Here is a 20,421-nt window from a genome sequence, read left to right as displayed (position 1 = left end):
ATTATCAAAAATGGGGTACACGTTTGAAGAATAAATAAGAAATCACACTTGACAAAGCGACATGCATGTCTTAAAATTAAAAAAAGACACACGTGTCGCAAAAAGGAGTGTGAGTATGGGAGATAAAGGCCGGAAAACAAAAGAACTTATTATAAAAAAATCATACCAAATATTTTCGGAAAAAGGTTTTTCAGCTGTTACAATGCAAGATATCTGCAAAATCTGTGAACTAAGCAGAGGTGGTTTATATCGATATTACAGTAGTACCCAACAAATATTTGAAGAGATTTTGATTCGTTTAACTGAAAGTGATGAAGATATTATCAAAGAAGGTATCAGACAGAAATGTTTGGCAAGGGACATTTTAAATGCAGCATTAGAAAAAATGCAAAAGGAAATGCTGGATTCAAATACTTCTCTAAGTTACGCAATCTATGAATATTCAGTCTATTGCAAAACTGACTTTATCATGGAGATAAACCAAAAAGCAAAGGATAAGTGGGTATCACTGATAAATTATGGGATACAGCAAAAGGAATTTCCTAAAATCAATCCGGAACAGATTGCAGACCTTCTATTATATGTTTATCAAGGAGTAAGGATTTTCAGCAGGATAATTCCAATAAAGGAACGCACCATAAATAATATTATTTTACAGATTAAGCAGGATTTGGGGGTTAATGAAAATGGATGCAATTAAATTAGTTTCTCCAACTATTGAATGGAAAGATAAAGCGATCAATTATCGAAAGGAACATTTTGAATATGGTGAAATGATTATATATGGCAGTGAATTGTTTGACAAAATAAATAATTATGAGGAATGGCTTGAGTCTGTCACAAAAAATGCAAGCCCGCTGACCGTAGATCCCAACTGGGTTTTAACAGATACTTATTTTGCAGTACGTGAGAAAGATGAAAAAATAGTTGGTATTATAGATTTGAGACATTTTTTAAATGACTTTTTGAAGGACTTTGGAAATTGTGGATATAGTGTACGTCCTTCTGAAAGAAAAAAAGGCTATGCGACAGAAATGCTTCGTCAGATAATCATTCGAGCAAAAGATTGTAAAATGAAAGAGCTGAATTTAGCAGTTGAAAAGTCTAATATACCATCCATTAAAACAATTAATCGAAATGGCGGAGTTTATGAAAGAAGCTTTCATTATGAAGGCGAAGAAGCGGATATCTATAAAATAATTTTATAATAATCAAAAACTTTTACGAAAATTTTTAAAATTCTTCTTGACTATCACGGTACGTAATGGTGTAGATTGCTTTATATAAAAATTAAAAGATATAATTTTTTTATAATAATATTAAAAAAAGAGTACTTGTTGGATTTGCAAGTACTCTTTTTATTGTGCAGTTAAGAAATAATTTGTCTGATATTAGTAGTTTACATTTTGTTGTTTTGTAAAAAGGATATTTACAAAAAATTATCTTAATTAATATGAAATAAATATGTAAATAAAACGTAATATATTGTATTCGAATTGAATAAGTAAAATGTTTAGAATAAATTGAAAAAAAGTATCATAAGGCAGCTATTTGCAATGCTTAAATCTAATTCCTTTTATAGTTGTATACTCATTTTTGATAAAAAAATATTAAATAATTTATAGTTTTAGTGGGTTTGTGTTGACATAATATTACATAAATGTTACATTTGTTTTACGCAAAACATATAAGTTGTAGATTATAAAATAATGCGTTTTGGTATGTAGAATAGTAGAGAATTTAAAAAGGCAAATTTAAACAGGAAGGAGGTAATATAACAGAACGTATTAATATTATTTATCTGAATTAATAATGCTTTGTAATTTTGTAACTAGTTTAAGTAATTATTTATTTATGGAGGTTATTCTATGATAAAAAGATTTAAAATTTTATTAGGGATTTTATTGGTTAGTGGATGTATGGTTTTTCCCGGCCATACAATTTTTGCGTCAGAGCAAAGTACAGCTGAAGGATTAAAAATATTGTCTTATAGTATTCCGGAGGAAGCAAAGAAATATGCATATGAGATTGCTCCTTCTTTATTGTCGACTGTAGTAGATAATGAGAAATTATATGGTGTTTCAATAAATAAATTTGAAGATTTAACGCTAGGAGAGCCCTATACAGTAGCAAATTATGGAAATACGAATGATGATAAGAATACGTTCTATTTTCCGGTGCTTGAAAATGATCAGGTGAAATTAATACTAAGTATTACGAAATCTTCAGGAAAATGGAATGCAACGATTGGAGAAGACATATCGGAAGAATTGAATGACTTGAATAGTAATAAAGAGTATATCTTATATTACGATGATGGTACTACATATGCTGAAACAAAAGATGGAAAAGATGCACTTTTTACAGATTCTGATTTAAAAAGTAAAGATAAAGCATTTACAAATAAAATGTCATATGAAGAAGAAGTACAAAAATACAAAAACAAAAATGGAAAAGAATTACAGGTTTCAGATCTGGCAGAAGAAAAAGTTCAAGATGATGCAATTGGTGAAAATGCAATAAAAAATTCAAAAGTTTACGGTGGTTTAGTGGTTCAAAATAATGAAAATAATACGATTGATCTGCCACATGCAGCTGTAGGGGCTTATGCATCAAATCCTTTTAAGATAAATAATAGCAATTCGAAATTATTAAATACGGATAAATGCTTAGTGAATCAACAAGATTCTACAGGAAGAGAAAGAGGTATGTGTTGGGCTGCTAGTGTAGCAAGTATAGTTCGTTATTCTAAAGGAAATAGCACATTAACAGCGCAGGATGTATGTGATTATATGAAAATAAATTATGATATCGGTGGTACTCTTAATGATATGCGGAATGCTCTTTCTAGTTATGGAGTAAACAATTATAAAATAAAAAACAATCATTCGACCTGGGAAGAAATCAATAGCAATATATCAAATAAAAAGCCAATTGGTATGGCTTCCAATTCATATTACAATGGAAGGTATAGTGGACATGCCGTTACACTAATCGGATATTCACAGCAAAATCAAAAATATATAACATTATGGAATTCTGGAAATCAACAAGTTCAAACTTCAACATTCGGGGGGGATACAGCAGATGTAACCTTTAACTATACTGGTATGACCTGGCATTGGGTTGGCAGTTTATATTAAAAGTCTTTATACAGAAAAAAATATAAATTAGTAACAGGCTCTGAGATATGAGCCTGTTATATTTAATTTATTCCTAATTCAGAAAATTTTCCTTCCGGTATTGAAATATCAAATTTTAGTTCTGTATTTTTCCCGGCAACCAATTTAATACGGTTCTTTCCCTTTTTTATGTGAAGAGTATTTGTTGCATAGTCAGCTAATGTAGATTGATCCGTACATTCTATAAGGGTTGTAATTGTATTGTCAGGGGAAATTAAAACTAATTTAACTTTCCCACTAACCAATCTGAGGTTATAAGTCATATCGATATCGCTGTTTTCTTTTGCAGCATAAGACCATATGGTATCCATACCTTCAATTTTTACATTTCCTATAAAGTGTTGATCATTGATTGATTGTTTTTTTGAATAAATATTAAAACTGTTATTCAAACTTGCAATTTCTTTGTTGTTATCATAGATAGATGCTATATAATTAGAAGAACACCCTGATAATAATAACATTGTAATTAAAATAAATCCGACAAATTTTTTCATTCGTTTATCCTTTCGTATTATTTCTAAAAAATATTTTATATCAAGTTTAACTGAAAAGTCAATTGAATAGTTTATTGTAAAAATTTTTCTTTTTTAGCTATTATTATATTAATCATTACAATACTCTGGTGTATATTCGGTTATTTTCTTTCCGTAGTATTGTATAAAAAGTTAAATAAAAAGAAACTGATTCTTAGACTCCGAAATTGATATAGGAAATTTATCTATCAGCTTTATGGAAAGATAAAAGATACTCTCTTGGTGTTATACTATAATAATTTTTAAAACGTTTATAAAAATAAGATAGATTGTTAAAACCACAAGAATATGCAACATCTGCAATATCCGAATTGTGATGAAGCAATAATCCGGCTTGTTGAAGACGATAATTATTCAAATACTGATTGAAGGTAAGACCTACTTTTTCCTTAAAATAATGCATAAAATGAGAAGGTGAGATATTGCAGTGTTCCGATAAGGTTTCAATACTGATTTCTTCCGAATAATGTGTGTGAATGAATTGGAATATAATTTTCATGCGTTCGCTATGAGTAATCGTTGAAACTGTGTCATGTGTTAGCTGCTGTCGAAAAAGAAGGTGGATTAATTGAAATAAAATCGCTTTTATTTCTAACTCATAACCATTTTCGTGTAAGGTATAACAATTTGAAAGTTTAGTAAAGAGTTGCTCTAGTTTCGTATAACTGGGATGACTCTTTTTTATTATATTGGGAATTCGTACTGTTCCTTCCATAATGGGAAGGAAATAACGAATGGAACAAACATCGGCAGAAGAAATCCCAAGTAAATTAAGGTGGAATACAAAAGATTCAGAAGTCATTGTTTCCTTTCTTTTTATCTTTGCAGAATGAAGAAGGTTAGGCTGTATAAAAATAATATCTCCTTCTTCTACATCAAGCTCATTTAAATCAATGGAGTAAATAGCTTTTCCGGATAAAACTTTGGTGAATTCAATTTCAGGATGCCAATGTAAAGGCAAGGACGGATTGATCGAATGAAACGAGCCGATATATTGTACCAGCGGGAATAAGACATCTCCATGTTTCGCTTTTTCCAATAAATCAAACTTCGAACCCAGTGTATTCATAACAACCTCCTAATCGCAGTATTGTGCAATAAAATACTGTTTATGTGCAAGAAATAATGTAGTTTGAGAATTATAATAACATAATAATACAACAAAGAGAAGAGTTTGGAGGAATTTCTTATGAAGAAAAAATGGTGGCATGAAAAGGTAGCGTATCAAATTTATCCTAAAAGTTTTCAGGATAGTAATGGAGATGGTATCGGTGATTTAAGAGGTATTATTAACAGGTTAGATTATTTAAAAGAGCTGGGAATTGATATTATTTGGTTGTCTCCGATTTATAAATCACCTTTTGTAGATCAAGGTTATGATATTTCAGATTATTATGAGATAGATCCTATTTTTGGAACCATGGATGAGATGGATGAATTACTTGCTGAAGCCAAAAAGCGAGATATGTATATTGTGATGGATCTGGTAGTGAATCATTGTTCGAACGAACATGAGTGGTTTAAAAAAGCGATGGAAGATCCTTATGGAGAATATGGAAAATACTTTTATATTCAAAAAGGGAAGGATGGAAAGGAACCAAACAACTGGCGTTCCTATTTCGGCGGAAGTGTATGGGATAAGATACCGGGCCATGATGATCTGTACTATTTACATATGTTTGCAAAAGAACAGCCGGATTTGAACTGGGAGAATCCTGTAGTAAGAAATGAAATTTATAAGATGATCAACTGGTGGTTAGAAAAAGGATTAGCAGGATTTAGAATCGATGCAATTATTAATATTAAGAAGGATCTTGAATTTAGAGATCTTCCGGCAGATAGAGAAGATGGAATGTGCTGCTGTGCCGCATCTTTGGAGTATGCAGTAGGGGTGCATGACTATCTGCAAGAACTTAAAAGAGAGACTTTTGAACCACATGGAGCGTTTACCATTGGTGAGTTATTTAATTACAAAAAAGAGGATTTGGCAGATTTTATCGGAGAAGAAGGATGTTTCGAATCTATTTTTGATTTTGCTACAGCGCAAATAGGTGAAAATCAAAAAGGAATGTTTGCACATAATCAAATTACGCCGAATCAATATAGAGAGGCGATATTTGAAAGTAAAGAAATAGCTGATGGAATAGGTTTTATGGCCAATATTATAGAAAACCATGATGAACCGAGAGGGGTCAGCCGTTATCTTAAAGAAGAAGATTGTAATGATTATAGTAAAAAGATGCTGGCTGGTATCACACTTATGACTTATGGTCTGCCATTCCTATATCAAGGCCAGGAAATCGGTATGACAAATACTGTATTTGAAGATATTACATGGGTGAATGATATTAGTACTCTTAGTGAATATAAAGTTGCATTAGAAGCAGGATTAAGTGAACGTGATGCGGCGAAGGCAGTTGGGAAATTCAGTCGTGATAATGCCAGAACGCCTATGCATTGGAATCGTAGTGAAAATGGTGGTTTCACAACGGGAACACCGTGGCTTCCGATCAATCCTAATTACTTAGAAATTAATGTAGAATCCCAATTACATGAGGAAGAATCAGTCTTAGAGTTTTACAAAAAACTAATTCAATTAAGGAAAGATCCCAAATATAAGGAAGCAGTAGTTTATGGAAAACAAGTTCCTTTCCTTAGGGAGGAAGAAAACTTTATTGGATTTTATCGTAAGGGAGAAGAGAAAACTTTATTGGTATTGGCAAATTATCAAAAAGAAGAACGTGAAATTGTTTTATCAGAGGAAATACAAAGTTTATTAATGAATAATTATCCTGTAATTAATTATAATGATGGTAAGGTTATGTTAAAAGGCTACCAAATACTTATTCTTGATGTAAAATAAAGCTTTTTATAATCAAAAGAGGATTGTAATTTGTAAAAATTTCAATTAAAATAGAAGAAATTATTGAAAGCTAATTATAATCAGGGAGATTTTTATGATAACGATAAAAGATATGGCTCAGTTAGCCGGTGTTAGCCCTACAACAGTAACAAATGTGCTGCATGGCAGAACGAATAAGATGTCGAAAGAAACATTAGAAAAAGTGCAGGAGGTTATTGATAACTCAAATTATGTATCAAACATGGGAGCCAGAATGCTTGCGAATTATGGTTCCAAGATTATTGGAGTTATCATGCATTTTGATTATAGAACGGATATCAACATCATTCAGGATCCTTTTTATGCAGAATTAATGGGTTCATTAGAGAGAAGGATTCGTGAAATGGGATATTATATGATGTTTTATACATCGGGCAGTGTGAAAGAAAGTCTACAGCTTGCCAGATCCTGGAATGTAGAAGGGTTGATCATTAATGGAAGTACACCGGAAGCCTGGGAAGGAATAAGAGAAGAGCTGAATGTTCCCATCGTCTTTATTGATTCCTATAGTAACAAATCTGAATTGAAATACTATAATGTTGGTTTAGATGATTTTGAAGGTGGTTATATCATGACAAAACATCTGATACGACTGGGCCATAAAAAAATCGCTTTTTTTGCTACAAATGAAGTTGGTGTAGATGCAGAACGCCAAAAAGGTTATCGAGAGGCATTAAGAGAAAATCATATTACGTTTTCACCAAATGATTATGTTGAGTTATATTATAATAAATCAAATCGACATACACAGTTATGGGAATTTTGTCAGGAGCGGTTAAGTCAATATACGGCATTATTTTTTGCTTCCGACTTTTTGGCAAATGATGCAATTAATTCTTTTGCCCTGATGGGGGTTAAAGTGCCAAGAGATATATCGGTCGTAGGATTTGATAATAATATTTTTTCTGAATTATGCAGACCTAAATTGACGACAGTACAACAGTCTGTATCAGAGAAAGGTTATAAAGCTGTAGAACTTCTGGTGAAAGCGATTCGGAATGAAAATTGTGAAGAAAAGGATATTCGCTTACCTGTAAAATTGGTTGTACGTGAAAGTGTACGTAGAATTGAAAAATAGAACAGCTGGGTTTTGTGTAAAGTGCACATAATCCAGCTATTTTTATTGTATAAAATATTAGTGTTGCGCAAAACCTATTGCATAGTGCAGTGAATTATGATAGGATACAAGGGAATCAAGTAGTGTCACGTAACACCAACAATAGAAATGGAGGAACGAGTTATGAATATGAAAAAGGTAATAGCAGTTATAATGGCAGGCGTTATGACAGCAGGATTCGTAACAGGATGCGGTCAATCAAGTAAATCTAAATCAACAAAAGATGGTAAAGTTCAATTAGAGATATTCTCTACTAAGCCAGAAAGTGCAAAGACTTTACAGGGGTTAATTGACAAATTTATGAAAGAACATCAAGATATTTCAATTAGCTTAACCAGTCAGGCAGATGCAGGAACTATTTTAAAGACAAGACTGACAAAAAATGATATTCCGGACATTATTGCAATGGGCGGAGATGCAACTTATACAGAACTTCAAAGTGCTGGTGTATTATTAGATTTAAGTGATAGCGGTTTCACAGAAAAAGTACAAGAGTCATATTTGCAAATGGTATATGATGTGAATAAAGATGAAGAAAAGAAAGCATATGGCATACCTTATGCAACGAATGCTTCAGGCGTTATTTATAACAAAGATATTTTCGAAGAAGCTGGTGTAAAAGTTCCGAAGACATGGACGGAGTTCATGGAGGTATGTGAGAAACTGAAAGCTGCCGGATATACACCATTTGAGTTGACCTATGCTGATGCGTGGTGCGGTTTGCCGGCGTGGAACAGTATGGCAACAGTAATACCTGAAAAGGGATTTACGGATGCAAGGAAAAAAGGAGAAACAACTTTTGCTGATACACATAAAGAAGTAATGGAAAAATATCTTAAAATACTAAATTATGCTCAAGAGGGCTTCCTGGGAACGACTTATAATGATGGAAACGCAGCTTTTGCAAAAGGAAATGCAGCTATGAGTATTCAAGGTAACTGGGCAATTTCTGAATACATAAAGACAAATAAGGATATTAATATCGATATGTTTGCATTCCCATCAACGGACAAAGCTGATTCCAATACAGTAACATCCGGTGTCGATGTACTAATGGCTGTTTCCAATCAAGCGAGTGAGGAACAACAAGAAGCAGGTAAGAAATTCATAGAATTTATGTTGGCACAAGAAAATGCAAAACAGTATATTGAAGAACAATTTGCATTCTCAGCTGTTAAAGGTGTGGAACAGGACAATGAGACTGTTGCAGGCTTGAAAAAGGATATTGCAGAAGGAAGAGTATCAAATTTCCCGGATCACTACTATCCATCAGGATATGACTTGGCAGCTATTTTACAAGAATGTGCATTGAATTTTACGAATGGAATGAGTGAGCAGGAAAATATTGCAGCAACATTGAAATTGTGTGATGAACAATATGATGCAGCAAATGTAGAGTAGTAGATGTTTTTGATAGAAATCAACGGGGAAACTATCCATTGTAGTTTCCCCGTTTAGAAAGTAGGAGTGTTCTTTATGAAGAAAGAAAAGGTTAGTAAAGCTTTTTATTTGATGACGATACCTATGGCAATACTCTTTTTTATATTTCATACCTATCCTTTTATAAAAGGAGTTTTCTACAGCTTTACGGATTGGAAGGGATATGGAGATTGGAATTTTGTGAATTTGAGAAATTACTTACATATTTTTAAAGATAAGAACGTAATATCCTCTTATCTGTTTACCTTCAAATTTGCACTTGCAGCTACCATTGGTGTTAATATCTTGAGTATGATTTTGGCATGTGCATTGAATGCGAAGATTAGATGTAAGAATTTTCTGAAGGCAGTTTATTTCCTTCCTTATATGTTAGGCGTACTGATTATTGGGTATATCTTCAAATATATATTTTCAAATATTATTCCGATGGTTGGTTCAAGTTTAGGTATAGAAGCATTAAGTAACAATCTGTTAGGAACAGATTCAGCATGGATTCCAGTATTAATCGTTACAATTTGGCAGGGCCTTGCTTTTAATACATTAATATATCTGGCAGGTCTGCAGACCGTAGATACTAGTTTGTATGAAGCGGCCTCTTTAGATGGAGCGACAGGTCTAAAAAGATTTCTTAAAATTACATTTCCTCTGATTGCTCCTTTCTTTACCATCAATATGGTTTTAAGCGGCAAGAATTATTTAATGGCTTTTGATCAGATGATGGCAATGACCAATGGGGGACCTGGTACAGCAACAACGACAATTTCTGTATTGATTTACAAAAAAGGATTTACAGGAGGACAGTTTGCGTACCAGTCTGCCAATGCGGTTCTATTATTTTTGATTATTATATTTATTTCAGTATTGCAGTTAAAGGTACTGGAAAAGAGAGAGGAGCGTGTAGGTGAATGATGGGTGTAAAAAACGCTTCAAGGCAAAAGAAAAATAATATAGTTACGATAATATTATTTTTCTTTGCGGCATTAGTTATTGTAGGTCCACTTTATTTGGCAATAATCATTGCACTTAAGACTCCGGATCAAATGTCCAATATATTAGCACTTCCGAACTCTTTGAATTTTGATAATTTTGTAAAAGCATGGGAAATGACAGATTATCCAAGAAAATTCGGTAATACATTATTTATAACAGTAGTTAATCTGGTTTTTACTATATTCACGAATTCTGCAGCAGCCTATGCGATTGAAAGGAATCGAAAGAAACGGAAAATTTTCAATGCACTTTATTATTATTTTATCAGTGCAATGTTTATTCCTTTTAATGTATTGATGTTACCTCTTGTAAAACAGGCAGATGTTTTTAATTTAGACAATATTCTTGGTATTACATTTTTATATATTGTGTTTGGATTGCCAATGAATACATTTCTTTATACCGGGTTCATTAAATCAATTCCAGTAGCCTTGGATGAAGCAGCAAAGATTGATGGAGCATCACCGATACAAGTATTTCGATATATTATATTTCCGACGTTAAAACCAATGACCGCGACAGTAGCGATTCTTTCTTCGATGTGGACGTGGAATGATTTTCTAATGCCTTTGGTTTTATTAAGCGATAAGAAACATCAGACATTGCAGTTGGCGCAATATGTTTTCCAAGGACAATTTAACACGCAATATAATTTGGCATTTGCATCCTACTTGTTAGTATTATTACCTGTATTGATTTTCTACATCATTTGTCAGAAATGGATTATGTCAGGAGTAGTAGCAGGATCAGTAAAACAATAAAATTTAAGGAGATTAGATATGAATAAGACATGGTGGAAAGAAGCGGTAGTATATCAAATCTATCCAAGAAGTTTTTGTGACAGCAATGGGGATGGAATTGGAGATATTCAGGGAATTATTAGTAAACTAGATTATTTAAAACGTCTGGGAATCGATATTATCTGGTTATCTCCCATCTATCAATCACCAAATGATGATAATGGTTATGATATTAGCGATTATCAGGATATTATGAAGGAATTTGGTACGATGAATGATTTTGATGAGTTATTGGAGGAAGCTCATAAAAGAAATATTCGAATTGTTATGGATTTGGTTGTAAATCATACATCAGATGAACATAAATGGTTTGTGGAAAGTAAAAAATCAAAAGATAATCCATATCGTGATTATTATATATGGAAAGACCCGAAAGATGGAAAAGAACCTAACAATTGGGGCTCTTGGTTCGGGGGACCGGCCTGGGAATATGATCAAGAAACGAATATGTATTATTTACATATATTTTCAAAGAAACAGCCGGATTTAAATTGGGATAATGAAAAGGTAAGAGAAGAAGTCTTTGATATGATGACTTGGTGGCTGGACAGAGGTGTTGATGGGTTCCGTATGGATGTGATCAGTTTGATTTCTAAGGAGCCAGAGCTGCCGGATGGAGAAGTTATGGGACGTTTCGGTGATTTGGTACCATTTTGTGCCCACGGTCCTAAAGTGCATGAATATTTAAAAGAAATGAATCAGAAGGTTCTATCAAAATTTGATATTATGACAGTAGGTGAGGCGGCTTGTGTAACATTAGAAGAAGCCAAAAAATATGCCGGATTCGACCGTAATGAATTAGATATGGTATTTCAATTTGAACATGTTGAAACAAGAGGTGGTGATTATGGTAAATGGGATGATAAACCTACTCCGCTTGTTGAATTGAAAGAAATCTTTGATAAATGGGAAAGTGGATTAGAAGGGATTGCATGGAATTCTTTGTTTTGGAGCAATCATGATCAACCAAGGGCAGTATCACGTTTTGGAAATGATTCACCTGAATTTCGGGAAATATCCTCTAAGATGTTAGGAACATGCCTGCATTTTATGAAAGGAACCCCTTATATTTATCAAGGAGAAGAGTTGGGAATGACGAATGCCAATTTTAATCAACTCGAACAATATCGGGATTTGGAAGCTATCAATTCCTATCATGAATTAGTCGTGCAGGGAGGTCTTGCACCTGAAAAGATGATGGACTTTTTAAAGTATAGAGGAAGAGATAATGCTCGTACACCAATGCAATGGGATGACAATACCAACGCAGGTTTTACATCAGGTACTCCTTGGATTGATTTAAATAGTAATTACACGGAGATTAATGCAAAGATTCAATTAAATAATAAGAAATCTGTATATAATTACTATAGAGAGTTAATTCGTTTAAGGCATGAAAAAGATGTAATCGTATATGGTTCATTCCATATGCTGCTCAAAGAGGATCCTTCTATATTTGCCTATGAAAGGGTTTTGAATAAACAAAAATTGACGGTAGTCTGCAATTTCACAGAGCACCATGTTAATTGTGATGCTGTGCCGGAAGGTGCAAAAGTACTAGTCAGCAATTATGATAACAGTGGGAATAAATTGTTAAAACCATATGAAGCGGTTGTTTTTGAAGAAATAATATCTTAGTTTCTATAATTTGATGCAATTGCATATATTGGATTAAAGTAGTGATAAAGGAGAACTATAATTGCAGATACATGTCGTAAAAGCTGGTGAAACACTTTTATCAATAGCTGAGCAATATCAAGTAACTCCAGAACGGATAATTGCTGTTAATGAATTGCCCAATCCCGAAAAACTGGTAGTCGGACAAAGCCTTGCTATAAGAATTCCGGAAATTGTTCACAAGATTAATGAAGGAGATACATTGAGCAGTATTGCCCAAACATATGATGTGACAGAAACTCAGATATTACAAAATAATCCAATGGTAGCTATTACAAATAACTTGACACCTGGTATTAATCTGATTATATCTTATCAAGGAGAAGAGTCGATTGATACGATTTTAGTTAATGGATATGCATATACCTTTATGGATCGGACTATTTTAAGAAAAACGCTTCCATTTTTAACCTATTTGTTTATCTTTAATTATGGTTTTACACCAGAAGGTGAGTTGGTTCCTGCTGAGGATGAAGAATTCCTTAACTTGGCAAAACAGTTTTCAGTAGCGCCCATTATGGTTTTGGCGCCAATGACTGCAGAAGGGAACTTTAGTAGTGAACTTGCACATAATCTTTTTATCAATGATGCTGCAGAAGATCAATTGATTGAAAATATTGTGACTACTATAAATGAGAAAGGGTATCGAGGCATAGATATTGATTTCGAGTTTGTAGATCCTGAAGATAGGGAAGAATTTTTAAGTTTTATTACAAAGATGCAAAACCGATTATCACAGGAAGGGCTCCTTACATTTGTAGCATTAGCACCGAAGACTTCAGGTGAAATGACTGGTTTATTATACGAGTCTCATGATTATCCTGCCATTGGAGCTGTTGCCGATTATGTTCTTCTCATGACTTATGAATGGGGCTATAAATTTGGTCCACCTATGGCAACAGCACCTTTGAATAATGTAACGAAAGTAGTTGAATATGGTGTTTCCGTGATAGATCCGAGCAAAATATTTTTGGGAATTCCTAATTATGCGTATGATTGGCCATTACCATTCATTAAAGGACAGACAGAAGCAGAAACAATTAGTAATCAGGAGGCAATTAATAGAGCTGCATTACACAATGTAACCATTTTATTTGATGAAGCAGCACAGTCTCCGTATTATTATTATACAGATAATAATGGGGTCAGACATGTGGTTTGGTTCGATGATGTAAGAAGTATGAATGCAAAGATGCTTCTAATACCAGAATACAACTTAGTAGGGGCTGGTGTTTGGCAGATCAGATTTTTCTTTCCTGGTTTATGGAATGTTGTCGGTTCACAATATAGTGTACAAAAAGTATAGAAAATAGCTTGTGCAGTGATGCACAAGCTAATATTAATTACTGATTCATAAATTCGGGTTTGGGCATAACATAAAGATGAGGTTCCTGAAGATAATCCTGAACGATTCGTAATGCTTCACCGAATCTTTGGAAATGAACGACTTCACGTTCTCTTAAGAATTTAAGTGGTTCTATGATATCTGGATCGTCAGTCATATTTAATAAATGTTCGTAAGTTCCTCTGGCTTTTTGTTCTGCCGCTAAGTTTTCAGTTAAATCTACGATAGGATCTCCTTTTACTTGTAAAGCAGCAGCAGTGAATGGTGTACCAGATGCACTTGCAGGATAAACGCCGTTATCATGGTCAGTATAATATCCAGCGGCTCCTGCTTCCATAATTTGTTCCGGTGTGGCATTTTTCAATAATTGACGAACCATTGTTCCGACTATTTCTAAATGAGCTAATTCCTTTGTACATAGTGGATATATCTAAAAATATAAACGAGGGAATAACTCAATTTCGAATGTTGCTTGATTACCATGCCCGCGTCTGTTTTTCTTTAATTTTCTGTATGTTATTTTTACGAATATTTTTTTTAGTAAATCATTTTTTTCAAGTGTAGTTAAATTATTGTAATTATCGAGCAAGTATTCACATACTGGTACGAAATTACCATTTATTTTTTTCTTGTTTTCTTCCTTTTGAGATATTTCTTCTAAGTTTTTTATTTTCATTTCTGTCGTAGCTATTTTACTTTTTAAGATTTCTGACCGGTTTAAAAAAGTGTCTGTGTCATATACGCCTTTTTCTAGTAAATCATATATATTATTTAACTGCTTTTTTACTTCTTTATGTTCTTTTCTTAATAATTCTAAAGAATGTTTTGCAATATCTTCATTAGATTTATTTTTTATTGCTACATCTTTAATTTTAACATTTTTTAAATATTTTTTTAACGCTACCAAGATAGCGTCCTCTACCATGTACAAATCAGATGATACAGTTTTGCACTGAGGTTCTTGACACATAATTCCGTCAACCCTATCTTTATGAGGTCTTCTTATCATATTTCTACCGCATTCTGAACATTTAAGAATTCCTGCAAGCGGGTTCTTTAAAATGTATCTGTTTTGAACAGGAGGTGTACTCTTTTGTTTGAAAATATCTTGTGCTTTGTCAAAAGTTTCGTTGTCGACTAGTGGAATGTGTATTCCATCTACTATTGTATACTCATTACTAATAGGTCTTGAAACTTCCATATTACTATTTTTTAAACTTTTAACGCGACTTCTCCGACCATAGCGCACTTTACCAGTGTATACTGGGTTTGATAATATACCCTTTAGTGTCGCATAAGTCCAGGGCTTACCTGTTCTTGTCGGAACTGATAAATTATTTAAGTGCCTTGCTACTAATGCGGGACCTTTTCCAGATATATATAAATCGAATATTATTTTAACAATTTCTGACTCGTCTTTATTTGGCGAGAGAGTAAATCCCTTTCCTTCGCATCTTGATATATCATAACCGTAAGGCGGAGTGCTGAATGGATATTTCCCCTCATTTACCGCAGCTATTTTCCCGGCTATCAACCTGCGCTTTGTGGTTTTGTATTCCCTGCGAGACATAAACAGCCCAAATTCAAAGTACTCCTCGTCAAATTCATTGTTCGGATCAAATGTTTTAACAGGTGTTATTATATTCGTATTTGAATACTTGAATGCTTGAGCAACAATCCCTTGGTCAATAGTGTCCCCTCTAGCTAGACGCTCAACCTCCATAACAAGAACATTATCCCAGGTGCCAGATTCTATATCGGATAATAATTGTTGCATTTTAGGTCTGGACGCTATTGTTTCTCCCGATACAACTTCTTTATAGATTTCGCTTACAATCAACCCTTTTTGTTTAGCCAACCTTAATAGAGCGTGCTGGTGCCTTTCTAGTGTTTCTCCTTCTCCGTGACTTTCTGCTTCTATATCCGCCCTTGATTTTCTTAAGTATATACAAGTATTTTCCATAAAATCACCTCTTTTCTTGAAATAATTGATTTAAAGATTTTATATCTATATTCCTTTCTTTTAATTGGTTGTTTGATAATAATTCTATTTCTTCCAAACTGACTCCGTTATTATACTGGTGTATTTCGTATCTTAAATTTTCCAATCGGTACGTTATTACAATCTCTGGAACTTTGAAATGGAAGCTTAAAAATTCTTTAAAGTGTTCAAATTCATTAACAGTGTTAATTTCGTCTAATTTGCTTTCTATTATTGGAAGCAAAGCCTTGTAAGGCACAAACATTTCCGCAGAACCTTCGTTAGCATGCCACTCTAGAAACGAGTCTTGCGTTGGTGCAACATTGTCAAAACAATTAAAACTCTTACTTCCAATTTCCCTGTGTAAAGAGAGGTGCATGATTTCGTGACCACAATCAAAGTTTCGCTCTTCTCTATTTCTAGTGTTGTTTAGCAAAACAACGTCAGTACTTTTTGATTCGCCGATACAAGCCATTCCCCTCAATCCTTTTGTTTTAAATGGAATTGATTTTATTAAAAGTCCTTTTTGCACACATAAATCTATTAAATCAAATGAGTATTCGGCTTCTGATAAATTGAAAAAACTTTTTATTCTTACAACCTCTTTATAGAGACTATCTTTTGTATAATGTATTCGCATTTACTATTTTTCACCTCTGATTTTTTTTATTGTTTCAATAGCTAGTATTATATCCTCTGGATCAATTCCGTTTTTCTGCGCCTCCTTTGCGAGACTAAAATAAATATTATCTAAATCAACATTCTTTTCCGTGTTTAATAAAAAATCAACAGATACATTAAAGTATTCAGCAACCTTTGATAACTTTTCGCCAGATGGAGAGCTATCATCCCACCTGCTCAGAGTACCATTGCCAAAATTTAGCGTTTTCTCTAGTTTTGCCAAAGTTATTGAGTTTTCCGCACACAAATTTTTTACTTTTTCTAGCAGTGTCATATTAAAACCTCCAATTCACAAAAACTGCAAAAAATCTAATATCAGGTATTGACAAACTGCAAATATTCTAATATACTGTGTATAAGCTAATAAATGCTCGCCAAAACATTAAAAAATAGCTTATACGCAGACACAATATTGCGCTTGTTATTTGATTAATTGCTATTATTTTTTTCCTTAACAAATTAATAATAGAATATTTGCTAACAAATGTCAATAGAAAATATGCTAATTTTAAGAAAGGAGGTAAGTTATGCTTTTAAAAAAAGTTAAACAGCTTTGCAATGAAGAAAATATATCGGTCGCGGAACTGGAAAGGCAGTTGAAATTCGGAAACGGAACTATTAGAAGATGGAATAATACACAACCGTCATTAGAAAAAGTAAACCAGGTCGCTAACTACTTTAATGTAGGGATAGAGTATTTCACAAAAGATAATTATCGCATCCCATCAAGAGAAAGTATTGAATTCGTAAATGAATTTGAAGAGTTGAATTCGACACAAAAAGGACTTGTCATGTGTTATTTATCACTTATTAAAAACGGAAAAGTAATATCTTAATTTCAAATAACAATTACAAGCATAAATCCATATTATACATAAGAGGAGTTGATGTATTTGATTAAATATGAAATAACTACCGATACTGGGTGCCACGTTACTATTCGTGATGATTACATGGTGTCGAAAGAAGAAAATGAAAAGATAATCGAGGAGTGCTCAAAAATCATCATAAGAGGATTACTAAAACACAAAGATAAAACCGCCTAGGCGGTAACCAGTGGACAAGCAGAAAGGATGAATAAATGAAACAATTAGAACAAACAATAACAAGTTTAGAAGTGGCTGAAATGATGGAAATTAAACATTATCAAGTATTGGAAAAATTAGAAGGAACTAAAAACGCAAAAGGGATTATTCCAACAATGACTAACCACAAAATTATGGTGAGTGATTATTTTCAAGAATCCACTTACAAGGACACATCTGGAAAAACAAACAAATGCTACAAAGTAACAAAATTAGGTTGTGACTTCTTAGCCAATAAATTCACAGGAGAGAAAGGGATTTTATTCACAGCAAAATATGTAAAGAGATTCCACGAAATGGAGGAAATCATCACAAAGCCAACTTGCATGGAAGACATACTTATTTTCAATCTCCAAGAAATGAAAGCGGTAAAAGAGAAAATGAACGAGCAAGACCAGAAACTTAAATGTATCGGTACAAAGGTAGACGGAATCAAAGACATAGTAGCATTAAACCCAACCGATTGGAGAAAAGAGACAACGGACTTAATAAACAGAATGGCTCACAACTTAGGAGGATATGAACACATAAGAGCGATCAGGGAAGAAAGTTATAAGCTGCTAGAACAAAGATATGGGGTAGCACTTAGCATAAGGCTCACAAATAAAAAAAGACGGATGGCAGAAGAAGGCATTTGTAAATCCAAAAGGGACAAGCTTAGTAATTTAGATGTCATAGCGGAAGATAAGAAACTTGTAGAAGGTTACACGGCAATTATTAAAGAAATGGCTATTAAATACGGAGTAGCTTAAGGAGGGACGTGGATATGAATAATTTATTTTTTATCATCATTGGTGTTTTCATTGGAAAAATAATTTATTACTTCTATAAAACACATAAAAAAATAAACACAACAACAGAAAGGAAGTGAAAACCATGTTATCAAAACGTGAAATAGAAGAACTAGAAAGGAGCATAAAAATCCAAAGAATATGCTCCACGATAATGCTAATATGCGCCATAGGCTCATTTATATCAGCAATGATACTTTTCATTTATTGTTTAGTCCATTAATGCTGTTGCTTATATTGTACAAGCCATTAGATATGCTTTCAAGCCTTTGTGTTACAGGGAAATTAGGCTTTTTAGATTCCTCTAATTGCTTGAACATAATATCTGTTTGTTTTCTTGTTTGCTTAACAGATATTATAGCGCACACAACACTTGCAAGTGCGAATAAGGCATTTGCTGTAGTAAAAGCAATTGTAATTAGATTGATCATATACATCTCCTTTTAAAGTGTTTTAGAGAGATTATACCATAATAGAAAAGAAGTGAAAACCATGAAACAAACAGATTTTAGAACAAAGGTTATATTGATAAGCACATTATTAAATTCGATTGCAATAATCTGCTTGAGCATTAAAGTTATTTTACTATAACGAAAGGAAGTGGAAAAATGAAAAAACTTAGCAAAATTTTAATGACTATCGGAGTAATACTCTTGTTTGTAACAGTCTTTGAAATTTTAAGAATAAAAGGATCTAATCTATATTTGATTGTAATGGCTTTTATGGGGTGCATTTCATACTATTCAGGATTGATATGCGGATACAAGGCAACTATCCAGGAATACGAAAAAAATCACGACACCCCAAAAGATTACATAAAGAAACACAGAAAAGATTGTCTCAAAAGAAAGATTGGAGGGTGATAAAAGACAGGAGGTAGAGTCAATGAAAAAGATAATTGCAACCACATTTTTAATATTAGCAGCTATGTTTTTAATACAACCGTTAACAGTTAAGGCGAATACAAGATATTGTCTTAGGTATGAAAAAGAATCAAAAAAATATAAGAAGGAGGTAGGGAAATACAAGAGAAATGTAAAGAGATATAAAAACGTCGTAAAACATGGAAGGTCTTACAAAAGCATCATGAAGCAGTACAAAAAAGTCATGAAGCAATATAAAAGAGTCATGAGACAGTATTGGAGATTGGAGGAATCGAGAGAAAGAATGTTACTAGAAATAAGAGTTATTAAAATCCCAGTATATAAGTTTATTGATAAAAGAATCAGGTTGTGCGGAGGCGGTACCAGCGCCCTATAATATCCGCACAGATGTAACCATACAACACGTAGTTATATGGTTACAAACAAAAAGAAGTAAGGACATATGACTTCGAACTCAATTATGCCCTTACTGAAAATATTAACACAGACAACTATAAATGTAAAGACAGAACAAAAAGGAGTATAAAAAAATGGTAAATTATAATGCTGAATTAAATAGAACAAGAACACTTAAATATGCAGACTCACCAGCAGACAATCCATTAAAAGGATTCGTGGGTAATAGGGGGACAGGCTCACATTCTGACTTTCCACTCTCACTTGAATATGCACCAATGCCATTAGGTAGCTTAATTGTAGGAGAAAGGCAATATGATTGGAGTTTACTAGAAGCATATTTAGATGAAATTGTATCTTACAGGAGACAAAGTATCGTGTCGTTTTATATGGACTTCCCCAACAAGAGCATAGAAAAAAATGATATACCTAAATATTTAATTGATAAAGGTGTTGAAATAAAGGAATACATAATTGACGGATTACTAACCACAAATGAAAAAATAACGTGCTACTCACCTGACTATAATAACCCACTTGTATGGGAAATGGCTCACGATTTTATTAAGGCTCTAGCGCAAAAATATGATGGAGATTCTAGAATCGCACAAATC

General features: G+C 33.1%; 22 protein-coding genes. 15 read left to right on the top strand and 7 right to left on the bottom strand.

The features are described 5' to 3' along the window. Positions 1-115 precede the first annotated feature (115 nt). The 3 genes from DWV06_RS10895 (at position 116) to DWV06_RS10885 (ending at position 3,143) form a co-directional block, all read left to right on the top strand. Positions 116-700 (top strand): TetR/AcrR family transcriptional regulator, encoded by a 585-nt coding sequence (locus DWV06_RS10895; protein WP_162300619.1) that lies wholly within the window; start codon positions 116-118, stop codon positions 698-700. Next, positions 687-1,208, top strand: a complete 522-nt coding sequence (locus DWV06_RS10890) for a GNAT family N-acetyltransferase (protein ID WP_115482220.1) — start codon at positions 687-689, stop codon at positions 1,206-1,208. The genes DWV06_RS10895 and DWV06_RS10890 overlap by 14 nt, the downstream gene beginning before the upstream one ends. Before the next feature lie 660 nt (positions 1,209-1,868). Next, positions 1,869-3,143, top strand: coding sequence for a C39 family peptidase (locus DWV06_RS10885; protein ID WP_115482219.1), 1,275 nt, complete (start codon positions 1,869-1,871; stop codon positions 3,141-3,143). A 62-nt stretch (positions 3,144-3,205) separates the two neighbouring features. On the opposite strand, the gene DWV06_RS10880 is transcribed toward DWV06_RS10885, so the two are convergent. Both DWV06_RS10880 and DWV06_RS10875 read right to left on the bottom strand, forming a co-directional pair. Continuing rightward, the gene (locus DWV06_RS10880) at positions 3,206-3,679 is read right to left on the bottom strand and encodes a hypothetical protein (RefSeq protein ID WP_115482218.1); all 474 of its coding nucleotides are present in this window, start codon (positions 3,677-3,679) and stop codon (positions 3,206-3,208) included. A 220-nt stretch (positions 3,680-3,899) separates the two neighbouring features. Next, positions 3,900-4,787, bottom strand: a complete 888-nt coding sequence (locus tag DWV06_RS10875; RefSeq protein WP_115482217.1) for an AraC family transcriptional regulator — start codon at positions 4,785-4,787, stop codon at positions 3,900-3,902. Positions 4,788-4,907: 120 nt separating this feature from the next. Here DWV06_RS10875 and DWV06_RS10870 point away from each other — a divergent pair, with 120 nt between their 5' ends. The 7 genes from DWV06_RS10870 to DWV06_RS10840 all read left to right on the top strand — a co-directional run bounded on the left by DWV06_RS10870 (position 4,908) and on the right by DWV06_RS10840 (position 13,950). Further along, entirely contained in the window at positions 4,908-6,581 is a 1,674-nt protein-coding gene (locus DWV06_RS10870; RefSeq protein ID WP_115482216.1) for an alpha-glucosidase, read from the top strand. 94 nt (positions 6,582-6,675) lie between these two features. Beyond that, positions 6,676-7,698: a LacI family DNA-binding transcriptional regulator gene (locus DWV06_RS10865; protein WP_115482215.1), complete on the top strand. Its 1,023-nt coding sequence runs from the start codon at positions 6,676-6,678 to the stop codon at positions 7,696-7,698. Between the two features lie 162 nt (positions 7,699-7,860). Further along, positions 7,861-9,138, top strand: coding sequence for an ABC transporter substrate-binding protein (locus DWV06_RS10860; RefSeq protein ID WP_115482214.1), 1,278 nt, complete (start codon positions 7,861-7,863; stop codon positions 9,136-9,138). Between the two features lie 75 nt (positions 9,139-9,213). Then, on the top strand, positions 9,214-10,086 hold the full coding sequence (locus tag DWV06_RS10855; RefSeq protein ID WP_115482213.1) for a carbohydrate ABC transporter permease: 873 nt from the start codon (positions 9,214-9,216) through the stop codon (positions 10,084-10,086). Next, a complete protein-coding gene (locus DWV06_RS10850; RefSeq protein WP_115482212.1) occupies positions 10,083-10,928 on the top strand; it encodes a carbohydrate ABC transporter permease in 846 nt (281 codons plus the stop codon). Before DWV06_RS10855 ends, DWV06_RS10850 begins: the two co-directional genes overlap by 4 nt. 18 nt (positions 10,929-10,946) lie before the next feature. Next, positions 10,947-12,605, top strand: coding sequence for a glycoside hydrolase family 13 protein (locus DWV06_RS10845; RefSeq protein ID WP_115482211.1), 1,659 nt, complete (start codon positions 10,947-10,949; stop codon positions 12,603-12,605). 61 nt (positions 12,606-12,666) lie between these two features. After that, positions 12,667-13,950, top strand: a complete 1,284-nt coding sequence (locus DWV06_RS10840; protein WP_115482210.1) for a glycosyl hydrolase family 18 protein — start codon at positions 12,667-12,669, stop codon at positions 13,948-13,950. Between the two features lie 37 nt (positions 13,951-13,987). Here DWV06_RS10840 and DWV06_RS10835 read toward each other — a convergent pair whose 3' ends face one another. From DWV06_RS10835 to DWV06_RS10820, 4 genes are read right to left on the bottom strand one after another with little or no spacing between them, the layout of a single operon-like run. After that, a complete protein-coding gene (locus tag DWV06_RS10835; protein WP_331463317.1) occupies positions 13,988-14,419 on the bottom strand; it encodes a manganese catalase family protein in 432 nt (143 codons plus the stop codon). Further along, complete coding sequence (locus tag DWV06_RS10830) at positions 14,420-15,952, bottom strand: recombinase family protein (protein WP_115482208.1); 1,533 nt, start codon at positions 15,950-15,952, stop codon at positions 14,420-14,422. Between the two features lie 4 nt (positions 15,953-15,956). Further along, a complete protein-coding gene (locus DWV06_RS10825) occupies positions 15,957-16,610 on the bottom strand; it encodes an ImmA/IrrE family metallo-endopeptidase (RefSeq protein ID WP_115482207.1) in 654 nt (217 codons plus the stop codon). 3 nt (positions 16,611-16,613) lie between these two features. Then, entirely contained in the window at positions 16,614-16,925 is a 312-nt protein-coding gene (locus DWV06_RS10820; protein WP_115482206.1) for a helix-turn-helix domain-containing protein, read from the bottom strand. A gap of 253 nt (positions 16,926-17,178) precedes the next feature. On the opposite strand from DWV06_RS10820, the gene DWV06_RS10815 reads away from it, so the two are divergent. Both DWV06_RS10815 and DWV06_RS10810 read left to right on the top strand, forming a co-directional pair. Then, positions 17,179-17,487, top strand: coding sequence for a helix-turn-helix domain-containing protein (locus DWV06_RS10815; protein WP_115482205.1), 309 nt, complete (start codon positions 17,179-17,181; stop codon positions 17,485-17,487). A gap of 245 nt (positions 17,488-17,732) precedes the next feature. Beyond that, positions 17,733-18,488 carry a Rha family transcriptional regulator gene (locus DWV06_RS10810; RefSeq protein ID WP_115482204.1) on the top strand — a complete coding sequence of 252 codons (756 nt, stop codon included), beginning with the start codon at positions 17,733-17,735 and terminating at the stop codon, positions 18,486-18,488. A gap of 239 nt (positions 18,489-18,727) precedes the next feature. Here the strand turns inward: DWV06_RS10810 and DWV06_RS10805 are convergent, their stop codons facing one another. After that, positions 18,728-18,958 (bottom strand): hypothetical protein, encoded by a 231-nt coding sequence (locus tag DWV06_RS10805; RefSeq protein ID WP_115482203.1) that lies wholly within the window; start codon positions 18,956-18,958, stop codon positions 18,728-18,730. A 177-nt stretch (positions 18,959-19,135) separates the two neighbouring features. Between DWV06_RS10805 and DWV06_RS10800 the strand changes: the two genes are divergently transcribed. From DWV06_RS10800 to DWV06_RS10790, 3 genes are all read left to right on the top strand, one after another. Further along, the gene (locus tag DWV06_RS10800; RefSeq protein ID WP_115482202.1) at positions 19,136-19,390 is read left to right on the top strand and encodes a hypothetical protein; all 255 of its coding nucleotides are present in this window, start codon (positions 19,136-19,138) and stop codon (positions 19,388-19,390) included. 22 nt (positions 19,391-19,412) lie between these two features. Continuing rightward, positions 19,413-19,787 (top strand): hypothetical protein, encoded by a 375-nt coding sequence (locus tag DWV06_RS10795; protein ID WP_115482201.1) that lies wholly within the window; start codon positions 19,413-19,415, stop codon positions 19,785-19,787. 154 nt (positions 19,788-19,941) lie between these two features. Beyond that, the coding region (locus tag DWV06_RS10790; RefSeq protein ID WP_205027763.1) for a hypothetical protein at positions 19,942-20,421 on the top strand (480 nt) is incomplete at its 3' end.

Origin of the sequence: Anaerosacchariphilus polymeriproducens, assembly GCF_003363435.1 — a bacterium.
GTDB lineage: Bacteria > Bacillota > Clostridia > Lachnospirales > Lachnospiraceae > Anaerosacchariphilus > Anaerosacchariphilus polymeriproducens.
This window is presented reverse-complemented; position numbering and strand designations above follow the sequence as displayed.

Coding starts and splice junctions, on each gene's coding strand:
- DWV06_RS10815 (WP_115482205.1), top strand. CDS start 17,179: ATGCTTTTAAAAAAAGTTAAACAGCTTTGCAATGAAGAAAATATATCG.
- DWV06_RS10795 (WP_115482201.1), top strand. CDS start 19,413: ATGAAAAAGATAATTGCAACCACATTTTTAATATTAGCAGCTATGTTT.
- DWV06_RS10855 (WP_115482213.1), top strand. CDS start 9,214: ATGAAGAAAGAAAAGGTTAGTAAAGCTTTTTATTTGATGACGATACCT.
- DWV06_RS10845 (WP_115482211.1), top strand. CDS start 10,947: ATGAATAAGACATGGTGGAAAGAAGCGGTAGTATATCAAATCTATCCA.
- DWV06_RS10820 (WP_115482206.1), bottom strand. CDS start 16,925: ATGACACTGCTAGAAAAAGTAAAAAATTTGTGTGCGGAAAACTCAATA.
- DWV06_RS10825 (WP_115482207.1), bottom strand. CDS start 16,610: ATGCGAATACATTATACAAAAGATAGTCTCTATAAAGAGGTTGTAAGA.
- DWV06_RS10890 (WP_115482220.1), top strand. CDS start 687: ATGGATGCAATTAAATTAGTTTCTCCAACTATTGAATGGAAAGATAAA.
- DWV06_RS10860 (WP_115482214.1), top strand. CDS start 7,861: ATGAATATGAAAAAGGTAATAGCAGTTATAATGGCAGGCGTTATGACA.
- DWV06_RS10865 (WP_115482215.1), top strand. CDS start 6,676: ATGATAACGATAAAAGATATGGCTCAGTTAGCCGGTGTTAGCCCTACA.
- DWV06_RS10895 (WP_162300619.1), top strand. CDS start 116: ATGGGAGATAAAGGCCGGAAAACAAAAGAACTTATTATAAAAAAATCA.
- DWV06_RS10875 (WP_115482217.1), bottom strand. CDS start 4,787: ATGAATACACTGGGTTCGAAGTTTGATTTATTGGAAAAAGCGAAACAT.
- DWV06_RS10850 (WP_115482212.1), top strand. CDS start 10,083: ATGATGGGTGTAAAAAACGCTTCAAGGCAAAAGAAAAATAATATAGTT.
- DWV06_RS10830 (WP_115482208.1), bottom strand. CDS start 15,952: ATGGAAAATACTTGTATATACTTAAGAAAATCAAGGGCGGATATAGAA.
- DWV06_RS10810 (WP_115482204.1), top strand. CDS start 17,733: ATGAAACAATTAGAACAAACAATAACAAGTTTAGAAGTGGCTGAAATG.
- DWV06_RS10805 (WP_115482203.1), bottom strand. CDS start 18,958: ATGATCAATCTAATTACAATTGCTTTTACTACAGCAAATGCCTTATTC.
- DWV06_RS10880 (WP_115482218.1), bottom strand. CDS start 3,679: ATGAAAAAATTTGTCGGATTTATTTTAATTACAATGTTATTATTATCA.
- DWV06_RS10800 (WP_115482202.1), top strand. CDS start 19,136: ATGAAAAAACTTAGCAAAATTTTAATGACTATCGGAGTAATACTCTTG.
- DWV06_RS10870 (WP_115482216.1), top strand. CDS start 4,908: ATGAAGAAAAAATGGTGGCATGAAAAGGTAGCGTATCAAATTTATCCT.
- DWV06_RS10885 (WP_115482219.1), top strand. CDS start 1,869: ATGATAAAAAGATTTAAAATTTTATTAGGGATTTTATTGGTTAGTGGA.